Below are 19,368 nucleotides of genomic sequence, written 5' to 3'. Positions count from 1 at the left end.
CCGTTCTGTTAGGCGCTCTTAATCGCGCTTACCTTCCCACTGGTCGCGTACACGGGCCTATCCACTTGATCTTTGCCAACGGCAGCATGATCGGAGCACACAGCGACGATGCCATTCGGGCCGAACTCAGCTCCCTGTCCGACAAAGTGAGCATCGTGCGCGTCGCGGGCGACCATTTCGGTATGGTTCGGGACGCTCAACAGACCTCTGCGGCGTTTCCGATATAGATGGAATTATCCTGACCGATCCTACCCTGTCACTGCCGATGGCCACACCCGCGAGAGATCCCGCCTCCTACAGCGCTGCCAAAGGCGAACAGGCGGGTTCTCCCGCCTTCGGTCAGCTACACCACTCCAAGGAACACGACCCAATCACCGAAAGTCATCCTCGTGATAACGACTGTGTCCTCGACGGTGGTCGAACGGTGAAAAGAGGTGCCTTAGAGGAGCCCGCGCGCAACTTCTCAGCGGTGAGATCGCTGCGGGCGATCGCCATCCCGTTCATGACGCATTCTCCTGATCCCACAAGCGAATCAGAAGTCAGGCCAAGCCGCAACGCACCAAGTCACACTCTCAGGCTGTTGATATTTGTTCCTATATACATTTTTTGACCTCAGGAAAGAAATAATGGTTGACCAAGGAGCTGTGGAGTGCGATGCTTCATCCCACGATCGATCTAGCCGGTAGATCGTCTGTGTTCGCTGGCATCGAGCGCCCTTCAATCACAGAGGTCCTGATCCTCGCTGAGCAGGCTCAGCGGGCAGGCGCCGTGGCTATCATGATTACAGCCTCTTTTGGATCGAAGGTCGATCAACACGAAACGCTCCGCCATCTCGAACAGTTGCATGACAATGTTGATCTTGACATCTGCTCTACAATAAGTTCTTTATCTTGAAGAACCAGACCGACCACGAAACGCTACTCGCGATCGGCGGTCTCTCGCGTGTCGTCGGAATCAAAGATTTCGCTAATGCTCCGCGACCGGTTCTGCAGATTGAAGCGCTCTTTGTCCTCGGCGTGCGATACTTTTTCGGGTGGGAACAGCACCTCGGTACTTTAGCCCCCTCCGATAGCTGGACTCGCGGGCAGCGCTTCCAGCCGCCGCTGCCGCAGATGGCGATGTGTAAGAGGCGCGAGAAAAAATGCTGCTGTTATTATGAACAGCGTCGAGATGACTGGTAAAAATTAAATTTACTTTATTACTGTGAACAAAAAAATTTTACAATTTAAAAATTATCATTTATTGAATAAATATTGAAAAATTATTAGTTTGAGGCGTGAGCAATGCGTGCCAGAAAGTATTATGGAAATATTTACGGCAATAAAACGGGGATAACGCCGATGGTCATTCCTCAACTACTAACAGAGGCACTCGACTACCGTTCGGCGCGGCGGTGCTTCTTGATGTGCGCATCGAGATCACGTGGCCGCGTCACGAGTATCATGCATCCTGAACATGGCCCCCACGGCGAAGCACTCGCCATGGACATGATACTGATTGGTAATCCAAAGGCGCAGCATCTGCTCGTCGTCAGCGGCGGTGTGCACGGCGTGGAAGGCTTGGCTGGATCACTGATTCAAACGGCATGGCTTGCGCGAAATCCTTATCTTGATCATTCAACGGCGATGTTACTCATTCATGCCGTTAATCCTTACGAATTTGCTTGGTCGAGGAGGACAAATTAAGATAATATTGATATTAATCGAAACTTTGTAGATTTTAAAAATACTTTAAGAAATGAAGGCTACAGGGCGCTTCATCCGTACGTGATGCCAGCGCAATGGGATGCCGTATCGATCGGCGCGCGTCGCGCCGCTTTTGGACGGGCTGCCGCGAAGATTGGCTTGAAGGCACTTCAAGCCGATTTGTCCAACGGACAATATGAATTCGAAGATGGCGTATTTTATGGTGGTAACCGTCCCAGCTGGTCTCGCCGAGTTGTGGAGGACTTGATGTCCGACCTCGGTCATTCATATGATACTGCCGCGATGATCGACCTCCATACGGGCTTAGGCGCTTATGGCAAGGCCGAAATCATGCTTCATGATCCGACGATGCTGGAAGGTGGTTCGATCGTGACGCGCCTCTCAGGCCGGGTCACGAGGGTAAGCGACGGATCAAGCAGTTCCACTGCGATCAGCGGAAGCCTGAGGTCGGCCTTTCGTCAGCGAGTGTCAGCGAGATGCAAGTTCGACCTGACATTAGAGTTTGGCACATTCGGCGTCGGTTCGATCTCTGAGATCCTGATCGAATAAAACTGGCTCTACCATCGTGATCGAGGGTCTATCGCGCATAAGCAATTGCGCCAGACTTTACGAGATGCCTTCTGCCCAGCTGATGCAGAATGGCGATCAATAATCACTGATACTGGACTGGACATCATCGACGAGACTCTCACATATATTAGGGGCCTTTCATGAAGGTCTGTGGATATACGCCGTTACGTAATATACAATCGAAGTTGCGTTTTGGCGCGAATAATACGTCTCATGAGGGCGAAGAAGCCAGTCTACATCACAGTTTTTATTGGTTCTTAGCATCTCAAGCGACTATATCGCTTGGGTCAAGAATTACGCGTCAAGCATTGCCACTGATTGCCGTCGTATCCCTCGGAGCGAGTGCCGGCGATCTCGGTGTCATGCAGGCATTGCTGACGGGTCCTGCCATCATCGTTGGGCTCGTAGTAAAAAAAATCATATCTCGCATTGGTGCTGCGCGGATCGCCAAAACATGCCTGTTAGTCCGCGGAGCAGTGCTTGCATTCATCCCTGCCGCGCATGCTGCAGGAATCTTGAACTTGACGATATTAATGGGAGCGGTCCTCCTATATGGGATCGTCGCGGCTATTTCAGATATTGCTGAACGGTCCCTGCTGCCGGCAGTCGTTCAGGGCTCCGCCATCGTGCGGGCGAACTCGCTACTGGCGACCTCCGATGCTAGCGCCGAAATTGTGGGGCCTTTGGTCATGGGCATGCTGGTTGCCCTCATGACACCTGCGTACTCGATTGCTGCGGACGCAGCGGGATTTCTCATCGCTTTTCTCTGCATGCGTCGTGTCGTTCCTCAAGTGGGGTACGAAACGCATGCCCAAGCCGGTGATGCATCTGGGTGGCGTCTCGTGAGATCGAATCCGGAATTGGCCGGTCTTGTCATGGCTCTGCTCTCGTCCACCTTAGCCAATGAGGCTATGCGAGCCGTCTACACGCTGCACGCAATCCGTACGATGGGCTTGTCACCTTTCCAACTCGGAGTGACTTTCGCCTTCGGAGGTGTAGGGCTTCTTCTGGGCTCGACCTTCATCCGCCAACAGAAATCCGACCGCCTAGGTCGAGTTTCAATGTATGGCCTTGCCTGCAATGCCATAGGTCTATCCTTATTTCCCATTGCAGGCGCTTCACCAGCCTACGGTATAATTTGGTTGAGTATCGGCCAGCTAATCAGTGATTTCGGATTGATTCTTTTCCTTATCTCTGCACGAAGTCGAATTCAGATTATCGTTCGGATTAACGCTTTGCCAAATGTCTTTGCCCTCCTTGCCGTAGGATCTGGACTGGTTACTATGGTGGGAGCCGTCGGCGGCGGCTTCGCAGCGGAGGCAGTTGGCGCAGGCGCCGCGCTCTGTTTCCCCCCGTTCGCAAAGTTACTGGGTATAACCATACTATATGCATCGCATTTATTCTGTCGTAACGCCAAATCATCGACCGTATAGTGTATTTATTGCGTGCCAAAACTGAAGTTGTATATGGATTTAATCCGATTTTAACGTCAAATCGTGAAGTTCTGACAAGTTATGTAGGGAACAGGTCTGTCATGGCCGTAACTGCGTACGTCCGAAGCCGTCCGAGCAAGGAGCAGACCGATCTGCTTATCGCTGAGATGCTACGTCGTCCTGAGGACGTCTTCAATCTTGTTGAAGCCGTGCAGATCGTTGGCCAAGTGTCGATGGAGCATTTGAAAGCCGCGCTCGCCGCGCTCGTTGAACGCCACAGGATGCTGCGAACAAGTTTTCATTACGACGGTCGCACATGGTATCGGCAGACATGCGCGGTGGTCGACCTAAGTATCGAGCATAGGGATCTGACTGTGGCCGGCGGCGAGGTTCTCGCCCAGGACATAACTGCGGCGGCGATTGCATTTGGAAGGCAACCCTTTGATTTGGCAGCCGCTCCGCTGATCAGGTTTCTGATCCTGAAGGCGGCTGAGGAGCGTCATATCCTTGTGCTGGCGGTTCATCACCTAGTGGCGGATGGCTGGTCGCTCAGCGTCCTCCTGCGGGAATTTCAACTTCTCTATGCCGGTGCGAAGGACGATCTCGCTCCGATTGAGACGGAAGATCCCGATGCCTGCGAGGAAGCCAGTGACGACGGGACGGAGGATGTCGTGAAAGGCTTGCCTGAGGCCGCGCCTGAGCAGAGTGATCTGCCGCTGGATTGGGCCCGGAACGGTACGCCGTTCACACCGCGCTCTGTCTGCCGCCGCCTTGACAGGGATGAGTGGAACATGGTGGCCGAGTCAGCCCGGCGATCTTCGGTGACGAGGAACACGGTACTGATTGGAGCTCTAGCCCGCATCCTCCGCCGTTGGACGGGTCAGTCCCGCATCATCATCAATATGCCGGTCGCCAACCGCTCGGGCCGACGAACACGCAACGCAGTCGGGTTGTTTACCAGAATGACCTCGGTCCGGCTGGGCACAGACGAGACACCATCTGGCGTTGAGGATCTAGCGTATGACACAGCGGATGAACTGGTGACTGTGCAAGCGGCCGTCAAGCGCGCAGTCCGCGCTGCGCGCCTGCAGCCTAGTCGGTCGGCCAGCAGCCCACAACAGCACCATCCCGGTCACCATATCTCTTTTAATTACATCCCTTGGGACGCAGGTGATATGCCTATGGCCGGCGCCCACGTGTCGCGCCAGCCAATCCCTAATATATTTTCAAAGGCTGATATCGCCTTTTATGTCAGGAAAGACGATTGTGGCGGAGCCGAGATCGAAATTGTATATGATGAAGCTTTGTTTGAAAGATTGACTATCGAACAAATAGTTAAAAAATATTATAATGAATTGACAGAAAGTTCGGTTATTAATTATGCATCATGCAATATCGATCGGAATATTCAAGGTGCGAATCATGAATTAGACGACGAGGGCGTGATTGAGCGCTTGGCAGCACACGCCCTGATCCAGGGGGCGCAACTGCGGTCTCCTTCGGAGAGACTACCCTTTCCTATCGCGAAGTCGATGCGGCTTCGGACCGGATCGCCCGTGCGCTCGTCAAAGAGGGCATTTGCCGGGGCGGGACGGTCGCGGCGATCTGCATGCGCAACCACGCCCTACCATTGGTTCTCCTGGGCATCTGGAAGGCGGGAGCGGTCGCGTTGCTGCTCGATGGCAGGCACCCCCGTGCCTACCTATCCGGCCTAGTAGGCACAGCCGGTGCGGAGATCATCCTCGTCGATGAGACAGCGAATAATCCCGACCCATGCGACGGAGCGGTGCGCGTTCTTCCCATCCCCAGCCTGAGCGCCGTACGGGCTTGGTTCGCGGATCATACGGAAGGCAATGTTCCCGACCGGCAGGGCTGACCATGCCGGCGGTAATCCAGTTCACCTCTGGCAGCTCGGGCCACCCGAAGGGCGTCGTCACCACGTACGCTCCCCTGTTCCGCTTCCTGCGTTGGCAAGCTAAGGAATTTGGCTTCACGGCGAATGATCGCTTCTCGCTTCTGTCTGGGATCGGGCATGATCCTTCGCTGCGCGACATGTTGGCGCCGATCTGGTCCGGCGCCCGACTCGACATCCCTCCACAGGCGGTAATCGACGATGGATCGGTTGCCGAATGGCTGGCATCCGCCGGTGTCACAGTGGCGCACCTCACCCCAGCGATAGGCCGCGTCGCCTTCGGGAGCGGGGCGGCACTACCGCGCTTGCGCCGGGTCTTCTTCGGCGGGGATGTCGTCCGCCCGAGTGACGTGGCCCTCTGCCGCGCAGCGTCGAGTGCGGAATGCGTAGTTTTCTACGGCGCGACGGAGACACCACAAGCGGTGCTCTTCCACCGCTGTGGTGCCGACGCACCCCGGCGTTCTCGCGTCGCGATCGGACGGCCGATTCCTGGCGTCGAGGCAGAGATCCGCACGGCACAAGGCAAGGCCGCTGGTCTGCTCGAAGTCGGTGAATTGGTTATCCACGGCTCACAAATAAGCGAGGGCTATGTCGGTGGACAGACTGGGGACGGGTTTGTTCCGGACGCCGGTGTGGCTGGACGGAGCTACCGCACTGGAGACTTGGCACGGCGGCGCGCCGACGGCAGTGTTGAGTTCCTCGGGCGCCGCGACGGCCAGGTGAAGCTACGCGGCTACCGAGTGGAGTCTGGCGATGTCGAGGCCGCGTTGATGGCCGTCGACGGCGTGGCCCAGGCCGTGGTGCTGCCCCGTCCCGATGGCGCCGACGAGACGGCCCTCGTCGGGTTCTACGTCGCCGATCCCGAATGCGGGACGGTCATGCCCTACGCGGAATGCGGCCTGTTCTTCTTCGGCGACGGCTCGTTTGGCGACGGTGGCGACGTCTACGAGGCCTACCGGCGCGCGGCGAGAACGGGGGAGGAAGCCGGTCTGATCGCCTGCTGGACGCCTGAGCGACACTTTACCGACGTGGCGGCGGCTTATCCCAACCCGTCCCTGCTCAACGCCGCGCTCTCCGTGGTGACGGACAGGATCTCCCTGCGGGCAGGCAGCGTCGTCGCGCCGCTCCACCATCCTGTCCGGATCGCCGAAGAATGGGCTATCGTCGACCGTCTGTCGGCCGGCCGGGCTCAGGTCGCCCTCGCGAGCGGCTGGCTGGCCAACGATTTCATCCTCGCACCGGCGGCCTACGCCGACCGCAAGGCGACGGTGGCCGCGACGGTGCCGCTCCTGCGCGCCCTGTGGCGTGGCGAGGCCGTCGACCTTCCCAACGGCAATGGCGAGCCAGTCGCCGTCCGCATCCGGCCTCTCCCACAGGCTGGGACAATCCCGCTCTGGCTCACGGCGACCGCTTCGCCCGAGACGTTCGACCTCGCCCGCGACCTCGGCACCGGCGTCCTCACAGCCCTTAACAACCAGAACATGGACGAGCTCGCGGCAAATATCGAACGCTTCCGCCGCGGGCCGGCTCCAGCCGGCCTGCGCGCACGAGTAGCGTTGATGCTGCACACCTTCGTGGCGGACACTGACGCGGAGGCACGACGAATCGTGGCCCCGGCGCTTAGGGCCTACCTGCGCCAGCACGCCAGGCTAAGAGCCGATTTCGTCGGCGGGTCGGCGGCCGTCGCCGGCATGGACGTCGAGGCCGTACTCGACATCGCCGTCGACCGCGTGATGCAGCAAGGTCTGATTGGCTCCCCGGCGACGTGCGCGGCGCGCCTTCGGGCTCTCGGCGGAAGCGGCGTCGACGAGGTTGCCTGCCTCGTCGATTTCGGTATCCCGGTCGAAGCGACGCTGCGCTCGATCACCCTCGTCGGTGAGGCGATGCGCCTAGCCGCTGCGCGCGTCGCTCCCTCGCCCGCGGACATCCGCGCGGCTCTCGCGAGCCGATTGCCTAGCCACATGGTGCCGACGGCGTTGGTGCGGGTTGACGCGATCCCGCTGACAGCGCGGGGCAAGGTGGACGCGGCAGCCCTGCTGCGTTCGGCGGAGGCGATCGCGCCCGTCCGCTCCTACGTGCCGCCCCGCACCGAGGCCGAGCGGATCCTGTGCGACGTCGCAGCGGCGGCCTTCCGAATCCCGCGGGTGGGGCTCGACGACGATTTCTTCGAACTTGGCGGCTACTCGCTCCTGGCACTCAGGCTCTCTACGCGCTTCGCAGAGGTGGCGGGCATCCCGCTTCCGGTCCGCGCAATCTTCCAGCAGCGGACCATGGGGGCGATCGCAGCCACGCTTGATGTCGCTCCGGCTGCCGCCGCGGGCACGGCCCAGGCGGAGCCGGCCGGCGGGCCGCCCGAGGTCTGGCCACTGTCGATCGCCCAGGAGAGCCTGTGGATGGCCGAGGAACTCTCCGGCTTCACCGGGCTGATGAACGTCACCGCGACGCTTCGCATCCGCGGCGCCCTGCAGGTGGACACGTTGCTCGACAGTCTGACGGAGGTCGTCGGACGCCATCCGATGTTGCGGGCGCAGTTCGTCCGCGACGGCGACGGCATCGTCCAGCGCGACGCCGGGGCCACCGATCTCGCCGTCACCCGTGCGGCCCCCGGCGAGAGCGAGGACCTGCTCGCGGCCCGTGTCCGGCGCTTCGCGCGCCAGCCCATCGACCGGTTCGGCGCTCCGCCCTTCCGCGGCCTCGTCATCGTCGTCGGGCCGGTCGACCACCTCGTTGCACTCACGGCGCATCATACGGCCAGTGACGGCGAGTCGCTCCGCATCGTTCTCTCTGACATTGCCGAAACCTACGTCGCCCGGGCGGCGGGCCACGCGCCCGCGCTGCCGCCCCTCGTTTCGCACTATGGCCGCTACGCCCTCGCCGCGGCGCAGCGTCCAACTAATGGCGAGGCCGCCGGGCGCCTGGGCCGCCTCATCGACGCCCTCGCTGATGCGGACACCGTGCTGGAATTTCCCGGCTCACGGCCGCGTACGCCCGGCGTGGTGCGCCGGGGTGCGAGCGTCAGCTTGTTTCTTCCGGCCCGCCTCACCGATGCCGTGTCGGCGTTCTGCGTCGCGCGGGCCTGCACCGCGTTCGCGGTGTTTCACGCCGCCTATTCCGTGATGCTGGGGAACTACGCCCGCAAGGACGATTTTCTCTGCGGCGTTGCGGTGGCTGGCCGGCCGGTGCCCGAGCACGAGCATACCGTTGGCCTCTTCGCCAACCTGTTCGTCACCCGGGTCCGCCTCGGCGAGGCGTCGTTCCTGGAGGTGGCTAGGGCCTCCGCGCGGCAAGCTGTCGACGCCATCGCGTCGCAGGACCTCCGCTTCGAGTGGCTCCTCGAGGCGCTGAAGCCCGTCCGGACCAACGACCGCCACGCTCTCGTCCAGGCCGTGATCTCCGTGCAAGACACGATCCGCCCCGCGCCGCCCTTGCCAGGGCTTCAGGTCGACTTCGCCCTCGGGGACCAGACCGAGCAAGTGCTCTACGATCTCACGCTGGCCGCGACCCGGACCGAGGCCGGCTGGCGCCTGCGCCTCGACTACGCCTACGACGTCTTCGACGCTCCCGGTGCCGAGGCGTTCCTGCGCGGTTACCTGTGCCTGCTCGCCGACGGCCTTGCCCGGCCGGACGCCGGCATCTGGACCCTCGATCTTTTGGGCCCGACCGCCGAGCGCGAGATCGTCGAGGAGCGGAGCGGCTGCGAGCGGGCCGTGTCCGCGCCAGCGATCCACGATCTCGTCCTCGATCGGGCCCGCCGGCGGCCCGACGCTGTCGCGGTCCGGCACCGCGACCGGGTGGTCACGTATGGCGGGCTCGTCGACGCCTCGTCCGTCATAGCCCGGCGCCTCGCGACGGCGGGAGTGGGGGCGGGAGACATCATCGGCATCTCGATGCGGCGCACGCCCGAGATGGTGGCGGTGCTCCTCGCGATCCTGCGCTGCGGGGCCGCCTACCTGCCCCTAGACGTGACGCTTCCGGCCGACCGCCTGCGCCTGATGGTCGAGGCGAGCGCGACGCGGCTGGTGGTGACGGACGGGGCGGGAGAGGCGGCCTCCGCGCTCGGCGTGGCCGTTCTCGACGTGGGGGAGACCGCGCCCGACCTCGACAGAGAGGCGCCGGCCGAGCCGCCCGTCGCGCCTGATGCCGTTGCCAGCGTGCTCTTCACCTCCGGTTCGACCGGCACGCCGAAGGGCGTCCTCATCCCCCATTCGGGCATCGTCCGCCTCGTCGACAGCACGGACTACGTCGACATCGTCCCGACCGACGTCGTGCTCCACGCCAACACGCTGTCGTTTGACCTATCAAACTTCGACATTTGGGGAGCGCTCGCGAACGGCGCCACGCTCTCCCTCATCGACGACGATCTGCCCCGGCTCGACGCCATCGCCGCCGCCGCCGCACGGCACGGCGCCACGGTGGCTCTGCTGGCGACAGGCATATTCCACGCCCTGGTCGAAGAGATGCCCGAGGCGTTTGCAACGCTCAGGACAGTTCTGGTCGCCGGGTACGTCCTGTCGCCCTCCCTGGCGGCGCGGCTGCTGTCGGAGCGGCCGGCCCTGACGCTGGTGAACGGCTATGGTCCGACGGAATGCTCGACCCTGGCCACGGCCTGGCACGCGACCGGCGCGGATCCCGTGCCGAACCCAGTCCCGATCGGGCGGCCGATCGCGAACACGCGCGCCTACATCCTCAACCGCGGCCTGCGCCCGGTTCCCGACGGCATGGCGGGCGAGCTCTACCTTGGAGGGATTGGCGTGGCGCGGGGCTATGTGCGGCGCGACGACCTGACGGCCGAGCGGTTCTTGGCCAGTCCCTTCCGGGCTGGCGACCGTCTGTACCGTACCGGGGACCTCGCCCGGTGGCGACCGGACGGCGCGCTCGACTTCCTCGGCCGCGAGGACATGCAGGTGAAGATCAGAGGTATCCGGGTCGACCTCGGCGAGGTGGAGACGGAGATCCAGGCTCAGCCGACTGTGGGGGAGGTCGTCGTGCTACCTCAGGGCGAGGGGGCTGCGCGCGTGCTCATCGCCTTCGTGGTGCCCGTCCGGGGCGCAAGCCTCTCCATCGAGGCGCTCATGGCGGCGCTCAGCGCCCAGTTGCCATCCTACCTCGTGCCGTCGCGCATCTGCCCGCTCGCCACCATGCCGCTGACGGCCAACGGCAAGGTCGACCGGCGGGCCCTGCTTCGTCTCGCCCCGCCGGCGCCAGCGGCAGCCGGCGCGGCGGGACCTGCCAGGGCGGCGGAGGAACTTGTCTCCGGCGTTGTTGCCGACGTCCTCGCGCTCCCAGCAGTCGGCCTCGACGACGATTTCTTCACCCTCGGTGGAAACTCGCTGTCGGGCCTTCGGGTCGTCAGCCGCCTGCGCAAGCTGTTCGGCGTCGACATCAGCCTGGCATCGGTCTTCGCGCAGCCGACCGTGCGCGGAATGGTCGACATCATAGAGCAGGCCGACACGCAGGAGGGGCGCACCGAGGCCGTCGCGCGCGCGCCTCAGGATCCTGGCAGCACGAGGGACCACGCCGCCCTAGGGCGGGAGCCGAGGCCGCGCCGGATTGCGGTCCGGCGTCCGAAGATCCCGGGGTTTCGAGGCGGGGTCCAGGACGGGCCCGGCGGGGCATTCCGCACGGAACCGACGACCACCTTCCCTTGACAGTCGTCATTCATTTCGCAGGCGAGGAGCAGGATGGAAATCACGACATTTACTGGCAGCGACCGCATTCCGGTGTTGGCGTGGGACCGGGACCGGAGCATCCGTGACTGGCTCGTGGAGCATCGCGGCGAGGTCGAGGCTGTTTTGGCCGAGCGGGGCGCCGCCATCCTGAAGGCAGTGATCGCGACCCCGGACGGCCTGACGGAGATTTCGAGTGCTCTCCAGTACGGCGTTGCGGAACTCTCCGAGGAATCGTCGCCACGCAGCCAGGTATCCGGCGACATCTTCACGTCGACCGACTACCCGGCTGCGTACCCGATCCAGATGCATAACGAGTATTCCTATGGCTCGCGCTGGCCTTTGCGGATCATGTTCGGGTGCCTGCAACCTGCGAAGACCGGCGGTGAGACGCCGCTCGCTGACATGCGCGAGGTTTTCAAGCGGCTCGATCACGGCCTCGTCCACAAGTTCGTCGAGAAGAAGATTATGTACCGACGCAACTACACGCCTGGCATGGGTGTCGGCTGGCAGGCCGCGTTCGGCACCGAGGACCGCGAGTGCGTCGAGTCCTACTGTGCCAGCGTCGGAATCCGTCCGATCTGGATCGGCAAGGACACGCTTCGCACGGAGCAGGTCGGCGACGCCGTCCTGACCCACCCCCGGACGGGCGAGTCGGTCTGGTTCAACCACGCCTTCTTCTTCAACGTCCGCTCGCTCGAGCCGCTGTCGCTGCGCGAGTTCATGCTCGGCGAGGACGAGGACGACCTGAGCACGAACACCTATTATGGGGACGGCGAGCGGATCGAGCCGGAGGTCATCGAAGAACTGCGCCGCGTCATTGGCGCGTGTACGGTGGTGGCGCCCTGGGGCAAGGGCGATGTCATGCTGGTCGACAACATGCTTATGGCCCACGGCCGGACACCGTTCTCTGGCACGCGGCGCGTCGTCGTCAAGATGGCCGAGGTTGTGACGAGGGACGCCACCACCGCGGCGGCCGCGGCCAAGCCCGGATCCTGATCCTGATCCTGCCGGAGAGCGAAGCGGCACGCGCTGACCATCGACCGCGATGCCCGGGTCCGGCGAACGGGGCGGCGTGCGATAGCACATGCCGTCGCCCTGGGGGCTACGGATGGCAGCGCGCTCCAAGTCGATCACACAGACCCCGCTCGTGGCAGTCCGAGGAGACAGCGTCCCACGACCGACGACCCTTGAACCCGAGTCTCGTTCTCGCTCGGCCCTATGACCCGAAACCCCATCGATCCACGCAGCGGCCCTGGAGATCGGACGGTTCGTCCGCCCACCGCGCGCCGCAACGGCCTAGGTAACGACATGCGAGGTGCCGACATGCCAGCCATGAACGATGTGACGGAAGAGGCTCTGCTTCGCTCGCTTCTGGCCGCAGATGGGTTCTCCTTCGACCCGGAGAGCGGCATCCCGCCTGCTGGCGATACTCCCACCGAAGCGTCCTTTGCCCAGAGCAGGCTCTGGTTCCTCAACCAACTGCAGCCGAACGATTGGTCCTACAATCTCGCCTGCGCGTTCCAGATCGACGGAGAACCCGATCAAGGGCGCATCGCGCGAAGTTTCGCCGATACTGTGGTACGCCACGAGGCGCTGGGCATCCGTATTGAGGCGCGGGAGGGCCGGCCTTTCCAGGTTCCCGCGGCGTGCGAGGCAATTACACTGCGCATGGTCGACGCCGCTGTGCTTCCGGGAGAGGCGAGTGAGCAGGTCACCGAAGTGCTGCGGGTGGAGGTTCAGCGGCCCTTCGATCTGGCGGCGGACCTTCCATTTCGCCTCACGCTCATCCGTGCTGGTGACGGCAGGAGCATCTTGCTCATCGTGATCCACCATGTCGCCACGGACGGCTGGTCGCTGCCGCTCATCGCCCGCGACTTCCTTGCTGCCTATACCGGCTGTTCGCTCGACGCGGGGCCGCCCGCCGTGTCGTACCGCGACTTCGCTGCCTGGGAACGGCAGCGCTGGGCCGAGGGCCTGATGGAGAAGCCGCTACGCTACTGGGCTTCCCGCCTCGCGGACCCTTCGCCGCAGCTGGACTTCCCCTTCGACCTTCCGCGGCCGGCTGAGCCGTCTCACGAGGCACGCCTGACCTCGTTCGCTCTGCCGCGCCCGGTGATTGACGAACTCGCCCGGCGCCTCGCCTCGACGCCATACGTGGTGCTCCTGACGCTCTATGCCAGCCTCCTTGGTCGATACAGCAGTGCGGACGACCTCATCGTTGGCTCCACGACCGCTGGGCGGAGCCGGCCCGAACTCGAAGGGGTCGTCGGCCTGTTCGCCAATACCGTCGCTCACCGCTTCCGTCTGAGCCCAGACGAGAGCTTCGCCACTCATGTCCGGCGGTTCACGCACGAGATTTTCGGCGACCTCGATCATCAGGACATGCCGTTCGACCGGGTTGTGCAGCAGGTGCTACGCGACCGGAAAGACAATCCGTCCCCGCTGTTCCAGGCGGCTTTCGTGCTGCAGAACGTGCGGCCTTACTCTGAGGAGTTCACCCGCGCCGGGCTGGTGCAGGTTCCGATACCGGTCACCGCGACGCGATTCGACCTCTCGCTGGTCGTTGAGCCGGGTGTGGACTGCTATGCCGTCACGCTGTACCGACGCGACGGCCTGATGTCGGACGAACTCGCGGGACAGTTCTGCCGGAGTTTTGGTGCGGCCCTCGCGGATATCGCGGATAGCGAGCACGTCCCACTGGGACGGATGGCGATCCTCGGCCCGGACGAGCGCGAGTGCGCATTGCGCTGGTCCGCGGGGGAGCCAATCGCCTTCGCGAACTGCACCATCTTCGACGCGATCGCCGAAAGGGCCGAGAGGACGCCCGACGTCGTCGCGGTAGTGACCGAGGATGGATCCTTTTCCTACCGCGACACGCTGTTGCGCGCGACGGTGATCAGCGATGAGCTGCGATGCCGGGGGATCGCGAGGGGAAGCTTGGTGGCGCTCCTGCTGCCGCGCTCTTTCGACGCCGTGGCGGCCATTCTGGGCATTCTGTCCGTCGGGGCGGCCTACCTGCCCTTGGACCCCGCCTACCCGGTCAATCGGCTCGCCTTCATGGTCGAGGATAGCGGCGCCCAGGTGACCGTGACCGACAGCGCCACACTGTCCGGCCTAACTTGGACCCCTGCCGAGGTGCTGCGTCTCGACGAACTCGCGGCGAGCCGCACCGCCAGCGCGATACCGGGCCGGAGCGGCGCTCCGGACGATCCCATCTACGTCATGTACACCTCCGGATCGACAGGACAACCGAAAGCAACGCTCAACCTGAATCGCGGCGTCGCAAATTTCATCGCCGGCATACAACACGCCTACCCGCTCCATGCCGGCGACCGCGTCCTGCATAAGGCCTCCCTGCAATTCGACGTATCGGCCTGGGAGATCTTCTGGCCTCTGATGGTCGGGGCCCGGCTGGTGGTCGCGCCGCCCGGAAGCCAATCGGATCCGTTGCAGCTACGCCAGATCATTGAGGGGCATGGCGTGTCTGTCGCGCATTTCGTGCCCTCAATGCTGTCGGAATTCGTGGATGCACTCGACATGCGCGCCTGTACTGGCCTGAAGACGGTATTCTCCGGCGGCGAGGGGCTGCCGCCGGAGTTGATCCGGCGTTTTCAGGATCGATCGGCCGCCACTCTCGTCAACAGTTACGGCCCGACCGAAACATCCATCGGCGTATCCTTGTGGAAGTGCCCTGCTGGCTTCGACGGGGCGGTTGCACCGATCGGGCGGCCTATGCCCAACGTTCGGCTGTACGTGCTCGACCGAAATTTCGCGCCTGCCCCGGACGGGGTTCCGGGGCAGCTGTTCATCGCGGGAGTCTGCGTCGGACGCGGCTACCTGAACCGGCCCGATCTAACCCGCGAGTGCTTCCCGGACGAGCCGTGGCATCCCGGCGAGCAAATGTACGCCTCGGGGGACCTCGTCCGCCGGAGGCCGGACGGTGAGGTCGTCTTCCTGGGGCGGCATGATCAACAGATCAAGCTACGAGGCCAAAGGATCGAGATCGGTGAGATCGAATCCGCCTTGCGCCGTCTTGACGGGGTGGGTGAGGTTCTCGTCGTCGCGGACGACGCAAGTGGGAAGAATCCTCGCCTCGTGGCCTATGTCTGCCTGAGGGATGGAACGAATGGGGACGAGGCCGCCATCCGCTCTGTGCTGGCGCAGTATCTTCCGGCGATCATGATACCATCGCGGATTATTTTCATGACGGACATGCCCCTAACCGTCAACGGCAAGGTCGACAGGAGCAAGTTGCCTGCGCCCGACGGCAAAGCGTCCCGCACACCTGACCCAGGAGTGATGAATGCAGCCGAGATCTTGGTCGCAGAAGCCTATGAGGCTGTACTGGGCACTCGACCTCAGGATCCGGCGGCCGACTTCTTCGCGATGGGGGCATTCACTGCTGGCTATCCGGCTGCTGTCCTTGATCCAAGAACGCACGGGCACGCGGATACGCCTCGCTCAGTTCATGAGTGACGCGACGCTGAGGGGCGTCGCGTCACTGATCGACCACGTGCCAGCGTCGGCGTCGGCGTCGGCGTTGGTCCACGTCTTCCGTAAGGGGAGCGGCGCAGGAACGCTTGTGCTCGTCCATCCCGCCCTCGGGATCACGACGCGCTATGCCGATTTGGCATCCTGCATGCCAGAGGGTTGGACCATAATCGGGATTGACGATCCCGGCGATGTCGACATGCCGGCGACAATCGAAGGCATGGCTGATAATTATCTTAGATATATCGAAGATCAAAATTTTATTGGCAATGTTGTGATTGGAGGATGGTCTTCGGGCGGCCTCATTGCCTATGAGATTTCTTGCCTGCTATCGCAGCGGGGCAAGCATCCTACACTGACAGCTTTGTTTGACAGTCATGTCCATACCGGAGACGTAAGCGACGATATTTACTCAAGCTATACAGCGGCGATCGGATTTTTCCGGGCCGTGGGGTTGGATAGCGGATTGATGGCTAACTTGCCAGAAGAATTTTTTGCAATTAGTGATTTTGAAAAAAGTTCGAATATTTGCTCAATTATGGCGGCGATTGGGGTGGGATCTCTGCCAAAGATCTCGCCTGCATGGCGAATACATACAATAGAAACGCAATGGCATCTTTCAGATACCGCCCAAAAAAATCGAACATACCAGTATTGCTATTTGTTGCGAACCAATATTCTGACATGCAGGAAATGCAAGAAAAATGGTCTGAAATATGTAAAGATATAAAATTTTTTTCTATCGATGCAAATCATGAGGCGATAATGGACAAGGATCGAGCTGCAGAAATAGCCTCCATTATAGCGAATATTTGCAAAAACGGAGAGGAGAATTTTTAGAATGGAATGACATATTGACCCATCGAATCGTATTATGCCAACGGGCGGAGAGTGTAACTCGGCGGGTTGCGTTGCAGTCCGGCATCTGATTCTGTTGCTGGATCAGGAAAGGCCTGAATGGCTGGGATCGCCATCACCCGCACCGATCTGAGCGCCGAGGAATTACGGGCCTCGTCTTCCCGGGCGCCCAGCATCCCGGCGGCCCGCCGCATGCTGGCGATCGCCTTGGTGCTGGAGGGGGCTGATCGCAGGACGGCTGCGCGGTCCTGCGGTATGGACCGGCAGACCGCCTGGAGCCGTGAGATCGTCCTGATCGCCGGCGTCACCACGACGATCAAGGTCGCCCACGTCCGGCTCTGCCACTCGCGCATGCTGTTCGTGCGGGCCTATCCGCGCGAGAGCCAGGAGATGGCCTTCGACGCCCACAGCCGGGCGTTCGCCTTCTTCCGCGGCACCTGCCAGCGCGGCATCTACGACAACATGAAGGCCGCGGTCGAGACGATCTTCGTCGGGCGCGAGCGCGCCTACAACCGCCGCTTCCTGCAGATGTGCTCGCACTACCTCGTCGAGCCCGTGGCCTGCACGCCGGCGTCAGGCTGGGAGAAGGGGCAGGTCGAGAACCAGGTCGGGCTGGTACGCGAGCGCCTGTTCACCCCGCGCGTCCGGGTGAGAAGCTACGACGAACTCAACGCCCTGCTGCTCGACGGGGTCGTCGCCTACGCCAAGGCCCATCCGCATCCCGAGCAGCGCGACCTGACGATCTGGCAGGCCTTCGAAGCCGAACGGGGAGCCCTGGTCCCCTACGCCGGACGCTTCGACGGCTTCCACGCCGTGCCGGCGGCCGTGTCCTCGACCTGCCTGGTGCGCTTCGACAACAACAGTACTCGGTCATGGCCTCGGCCATCGGTCGCCCGGTCGAGGTGCGCGCCTATGCCGAGCGCATCGAGATCCGCCAGGACGGGCGCATCGTCGCCGAGCACCCGCGGGCCTTCGGCCGCGGCCAGACGGTGTTCGACCCCTGGCATTACGTCCCCGTGCTCGCCCGCAAGCCCGGCGCGCTGCGCAACGGCGCACCGTTCAAGGACTGGGTCCTGCCCGCCGCCCTCGAACGGATCCGCCGCAAGCTCTCCGGCAGCGCCGACGGCGACCGCGAGATGGTCGAGATCCTCACCGCCGTGCTCGGCGACGGCCTCTCCGCGGTCGAAGCGGTCTGCGCCGAGGCGTTGCGCGAGGGCATGCACTCGGCCGACGTGGTGCTCAACATCCTGGCCCGCCAGCGGGAGCCGCCTACGCCCGTCTCGCTGCTGACGCCCGAGAGCCTGCGGCTGCGCCACGAGCCGGTCGCCGACTGTGCCCGCTACGACAGCTGGGCAACGCCGACTGAGTGGGGGCCCTGCTTAGGCAAGGCAGTGTCGTCGATGACCAGGAGCGCGTCGGGTCCGCCCAGCATCTGGTCGGCTTGGTGGGCCGGTTCGGTCCAGAGCGGGGCGTCGTCCCCGGCCGGGCTGGCGATGAAGTGCTGGAGTTGGTCGTGCCCGGAGAGCCCCAGGCGCTCGGCCATCGGCTGCAGGCTCTTGCCATCGCCTGGACCAAGCAGACCGCGCAGGTAGAGCGGCGCCCAGTGCCGCCGCGTCTTGCGGCCCATCGCGGCCAGGAACGGAGCCAGCCACGTGTCCAGGTCAACCCCATTAACACGATCCTCGTTCATGGCCGCTTCCTGCTGCTCCACCCAGCAGGACAACGCAAAAGGCCACCATTAAAGTGCCCAAGTAGTGCTATGGACGGTTACGGGGGGCGAGCCTCTTGGTCGCACTGCCTCATCACGGGCTCGCAGCGGCAATGGCATGCCCCTACAAGACCCGCCTTTTGCATCAGCCGGGTGATACGCTTGCGGCTGTGAGCCTCGCTCTGGTCACGCAACAGTCACGCAAATCCGCTCGGACCCGCGGCGGTTCAACTGCCCCCTATCCCGATCTCGAATTGTCGCCAAGATTCTGTTTTGGTGTCGAAAATTCGAGATGGATCAACAGCCCGATGCGTCAGCATCTTGGGCTGTTGGTATAAGGCAGATGTCGGCAATGATCGCGGGTGCGTCTTTCGCGCGACCAACGGCCCGACCTTGCAGCCCGACCTCGCTGGGATGCGTGAGCGCGACGGTGCCGCATCGGTTCCGGGAGCGGCGCCGGAATGGCGGGTTTCAGAAGGCGGCGCGGGCGAAATTGTCGCGATTTTGACCATCAATGGCGTGATTCCAGATTTTATTTCATTGGCCGATCGCGAAAATATCTTGTCTCCTTACAGCACTCAAGGAAATTCCGATGGTCAACAAGGTTCTACAAACACTTCCGGCCGCAACGTCGGATGCAGAGAGGTTCTTTCGCTCAAATCTCTCCTACGAAACCGACTGCTCAGACGTTTGGGAAACATTACGAAGCGAGCGCGACAGCTTTGTTCTGCTCGACGTACGCGGCCAAAACTCTTATCTGACAGCGCATGTGCCCGGCGCGGTGAGCCTGCCGCATTGGGATATCTCGCCTGAAGCGCTGGACCGCTTCCCGACCGACGCGGTCTTCGTCGTCTACTGCGCCGGTCCGCATTGCAACGGCGCCGACAAGGGCGCGGTCAAACTCGCAGCCATGGGCCGGACGGTGAAGAAAATGATCGGTGGGATGACCGGGTGGGCCGCCGAAGGCTTCGCGACAGCCGACGGCCCCGAGCCCCGCGAGCCGGCGCGCTAGAGCAGCGCT

General features: G+C 62.6%; 9 protein-coding genes and 5 pseudogenes. 13 read left to right on the top strand and 1 reads right to left on the bottom strand.

The features are described from left to right. The 12 genes and pseudogenes from VQ03_RS34235 to istA all read left to right on the top strand — a co-directional run. A partial coding sequence (locus tag VQ03_RS34235; RefSeq protein ID WP_208605459.1) for a hypothetical protein occupies positions 1-227 on the top strand: 227 nt, incomplete at its 5' end. Positions 228-630: 403 nt separating this feature from the next. Beyond that, positions 631-894 (top strand): beta/alpha barrel domain-containing protein, encoded by a 264-nt coding sequence (locus VQ03_RS32525; RefSeq protein WP_157063885.1) that lies wholly within the window; start codon positions 631-633, stop codon positions 892-894. After that, complete coding sequence (locus VQ03_RS32520) at positions 891-1,181, top strand: hypothetical protein (RefSeq protein WP_157063884.1); 291 nt, start codon at positions 891-893, stop codon at positions 1,179-1,181. The genes VQ03_RS32525 and VQ03_RS32520 overlap by 4 nt, the downstream gene beginning before the upstream one ends. Positions 1,182-1,283: 102 nt before the next feature. After that, positions 1,284-2,255 (top strand): annotated as a pseudogene (locus tag VQ03_RS31365) (DUF2817 domain-containing protein). A 161-nt stretch (positions 2,256-2,416) separates the two neighbouring features. Beyond that, on the top strand, positions 2,417-3,709 hold the full coding sequence (locus VQ03_RS31360; RefSeq protein WP_083467677.1) for an MFS transporter: 1,293 nt from the start codon (positions 2,417-2,419) through the stop codon (positions 3,707-3,709). A gap of 101 nt (positions 3,710-3,810) precedes the next feature. Continuing rightward, positions 3,811-5,049, top strand: a pseudogene (locus tag VQ03_RS31355) (condensation domain-containing protein); the annotation flags it as partial. Positions 5,050-5,246: 197 nt separating this feature from the next. Then, positions 5,247-5,585, top strand: a pseudogene (locus tag VQ03_RS35205) (AMP-binding protein); the annotation flags it as partial. After that, positions 5,483-11,269, top strand: a complete 5,787-nt coding sequence (locus tag VQ03_RS00375; protein WP_083467674.1) for a non-ribosomal peptide synthetase — start codon at positions 5,483-5,485, stop codon at positions 11,267-11,269. The pseudogene VQ03_RS35205 and the gene VQ03_RS00375, both read left to right, overlap by 103 nt. A 33-nt stretch (positions 11,270-11,302) precedes the next feature. Then, positions 11,303-12,286 (top strand): TauD/TfdA family dioxygenase, encoded by a 984-nt coding sequence (locus VQ03_RS00370; RefSeq protein ID WP_053078340.1) that lies wholly within the window; start codon positions 11,303-11,305, stop codon positions 12,284-12,286. Between the two features lie 336 nt (positions 12,287-12,622). Then, positions 12,623-15,766, top strand: coding sequence for a non-ribosomal peptide synthetase (locus tag VQ03_RS00365; RefSeq protein ID WP_167376038.1), 3,144 nt, complete (start codon positions 12,623-12,625; stop codon positions 15,764-15,766). Continuing rightward, positions 15,714-16,511: a thioesterase domain-containing protein gene (locus tag VQ03_RS31345; RefSeq protein WP_425350011.1), complete on the top strand. Its 798-nt coding sequence runs from the start codon at positions 15,714-15,716 to the stop codon at positions 16,509-16,511. The genes VQ03_RS00365 and VQ03_RS31345 overlap by 53 nt, the downstream gene beginning before the upstream one ends. A 392-nt stretch (positions 16,512-16,903) precedes the next feature. Then, positions 16,904-17,988, top strand: a pseudogene (istA, locus tag VQ03_RS00360) (IS21 family transposase); the annotation flags it as partial. On the opposite strand, the pseudogene VQ03_RS31340 reads toward istA, so the two are convergent. Beyond that, positions 17,988-18,329, bottom strand: a pseudogene (locus tag VQ03_RS31340) (transposase); the annotation flags it as partial. The pseudogenes istA and VQ03_RS31340 sit on opposite strands and share 1 nt — an antisense overlap. Positions 18,330-18,939: 610 nt before the next feature. Between VQ03_RS31340 and VQ03_RS00355 the strand changes: the two are divergent. Then, positions 18,940-19,359, top strand: a complete 420-nt coding sequence (locus VQ03_RS00355; RefSeq protein ID WP_048448859.1) for a rhodanese-like domain-containing protein — start codon at positions 18,940-18,942, stop codon at positions 19,357-19,359. Positions 19,360-19,368: the final 9 nt, after the last annotated feature.

The sequence above is a fragment of the Methylobacterium tarhaniae genome, from assembly GCF_001043955.1.
In the GTDB taxonomy this organism is placed as follows: domain Bacteria; phylum Pseudomonadota; class Alphaproteobacteria; order Rhizobiales; family Beijerinckiaceae; genus Methylobacterium; species Methylobacterium tarhaniae.
This window is presented reverse-complemented; position numbering and strand designations above follow the sequence as displayed.

What these genes read in the sequence shown, in the direction of transcription:
- VQ03_RS00375 (WP_083467674.1), top strand. Translation starts at nt 5,483, where the DNA reads ATGCGACGGAGCGGTGCGCGTTCTTCCCATCCCCAGCCTGAGCGCCGT.
- VQ03_RS31360 (WP_083467677.1), top strand. Translation starts at nt 2,417, where the DNA reads ATGAAGGTCTGTGGATATACGCCGTTACGTAATATACAATCGAAGTTG.
- VQ03_RS00365 (WP_167376038.1), top strand. Translation starts at nt 12,623, where the DNA reads ATGAACGATGTGACGGAAGAGGCTCTGCTTCGCTCGCTTCTGGCCGCA.
- VQ03_RS00370 (WP_053078340.1), top strand. Translation starts at nt 11,303, where the DNA reads ATGGAAATCACGACATTTACTGGCAGCGACCGCATTCCGGTGTTGGCG.
- VQ03_RS00355 (WP_048448859.1), top strand. Translation starts at nt 18,940, where the DNA reads ATGGTCAACAAGGTTCTACAAACACTTCCGGCCGCAACGTCGGATGCA.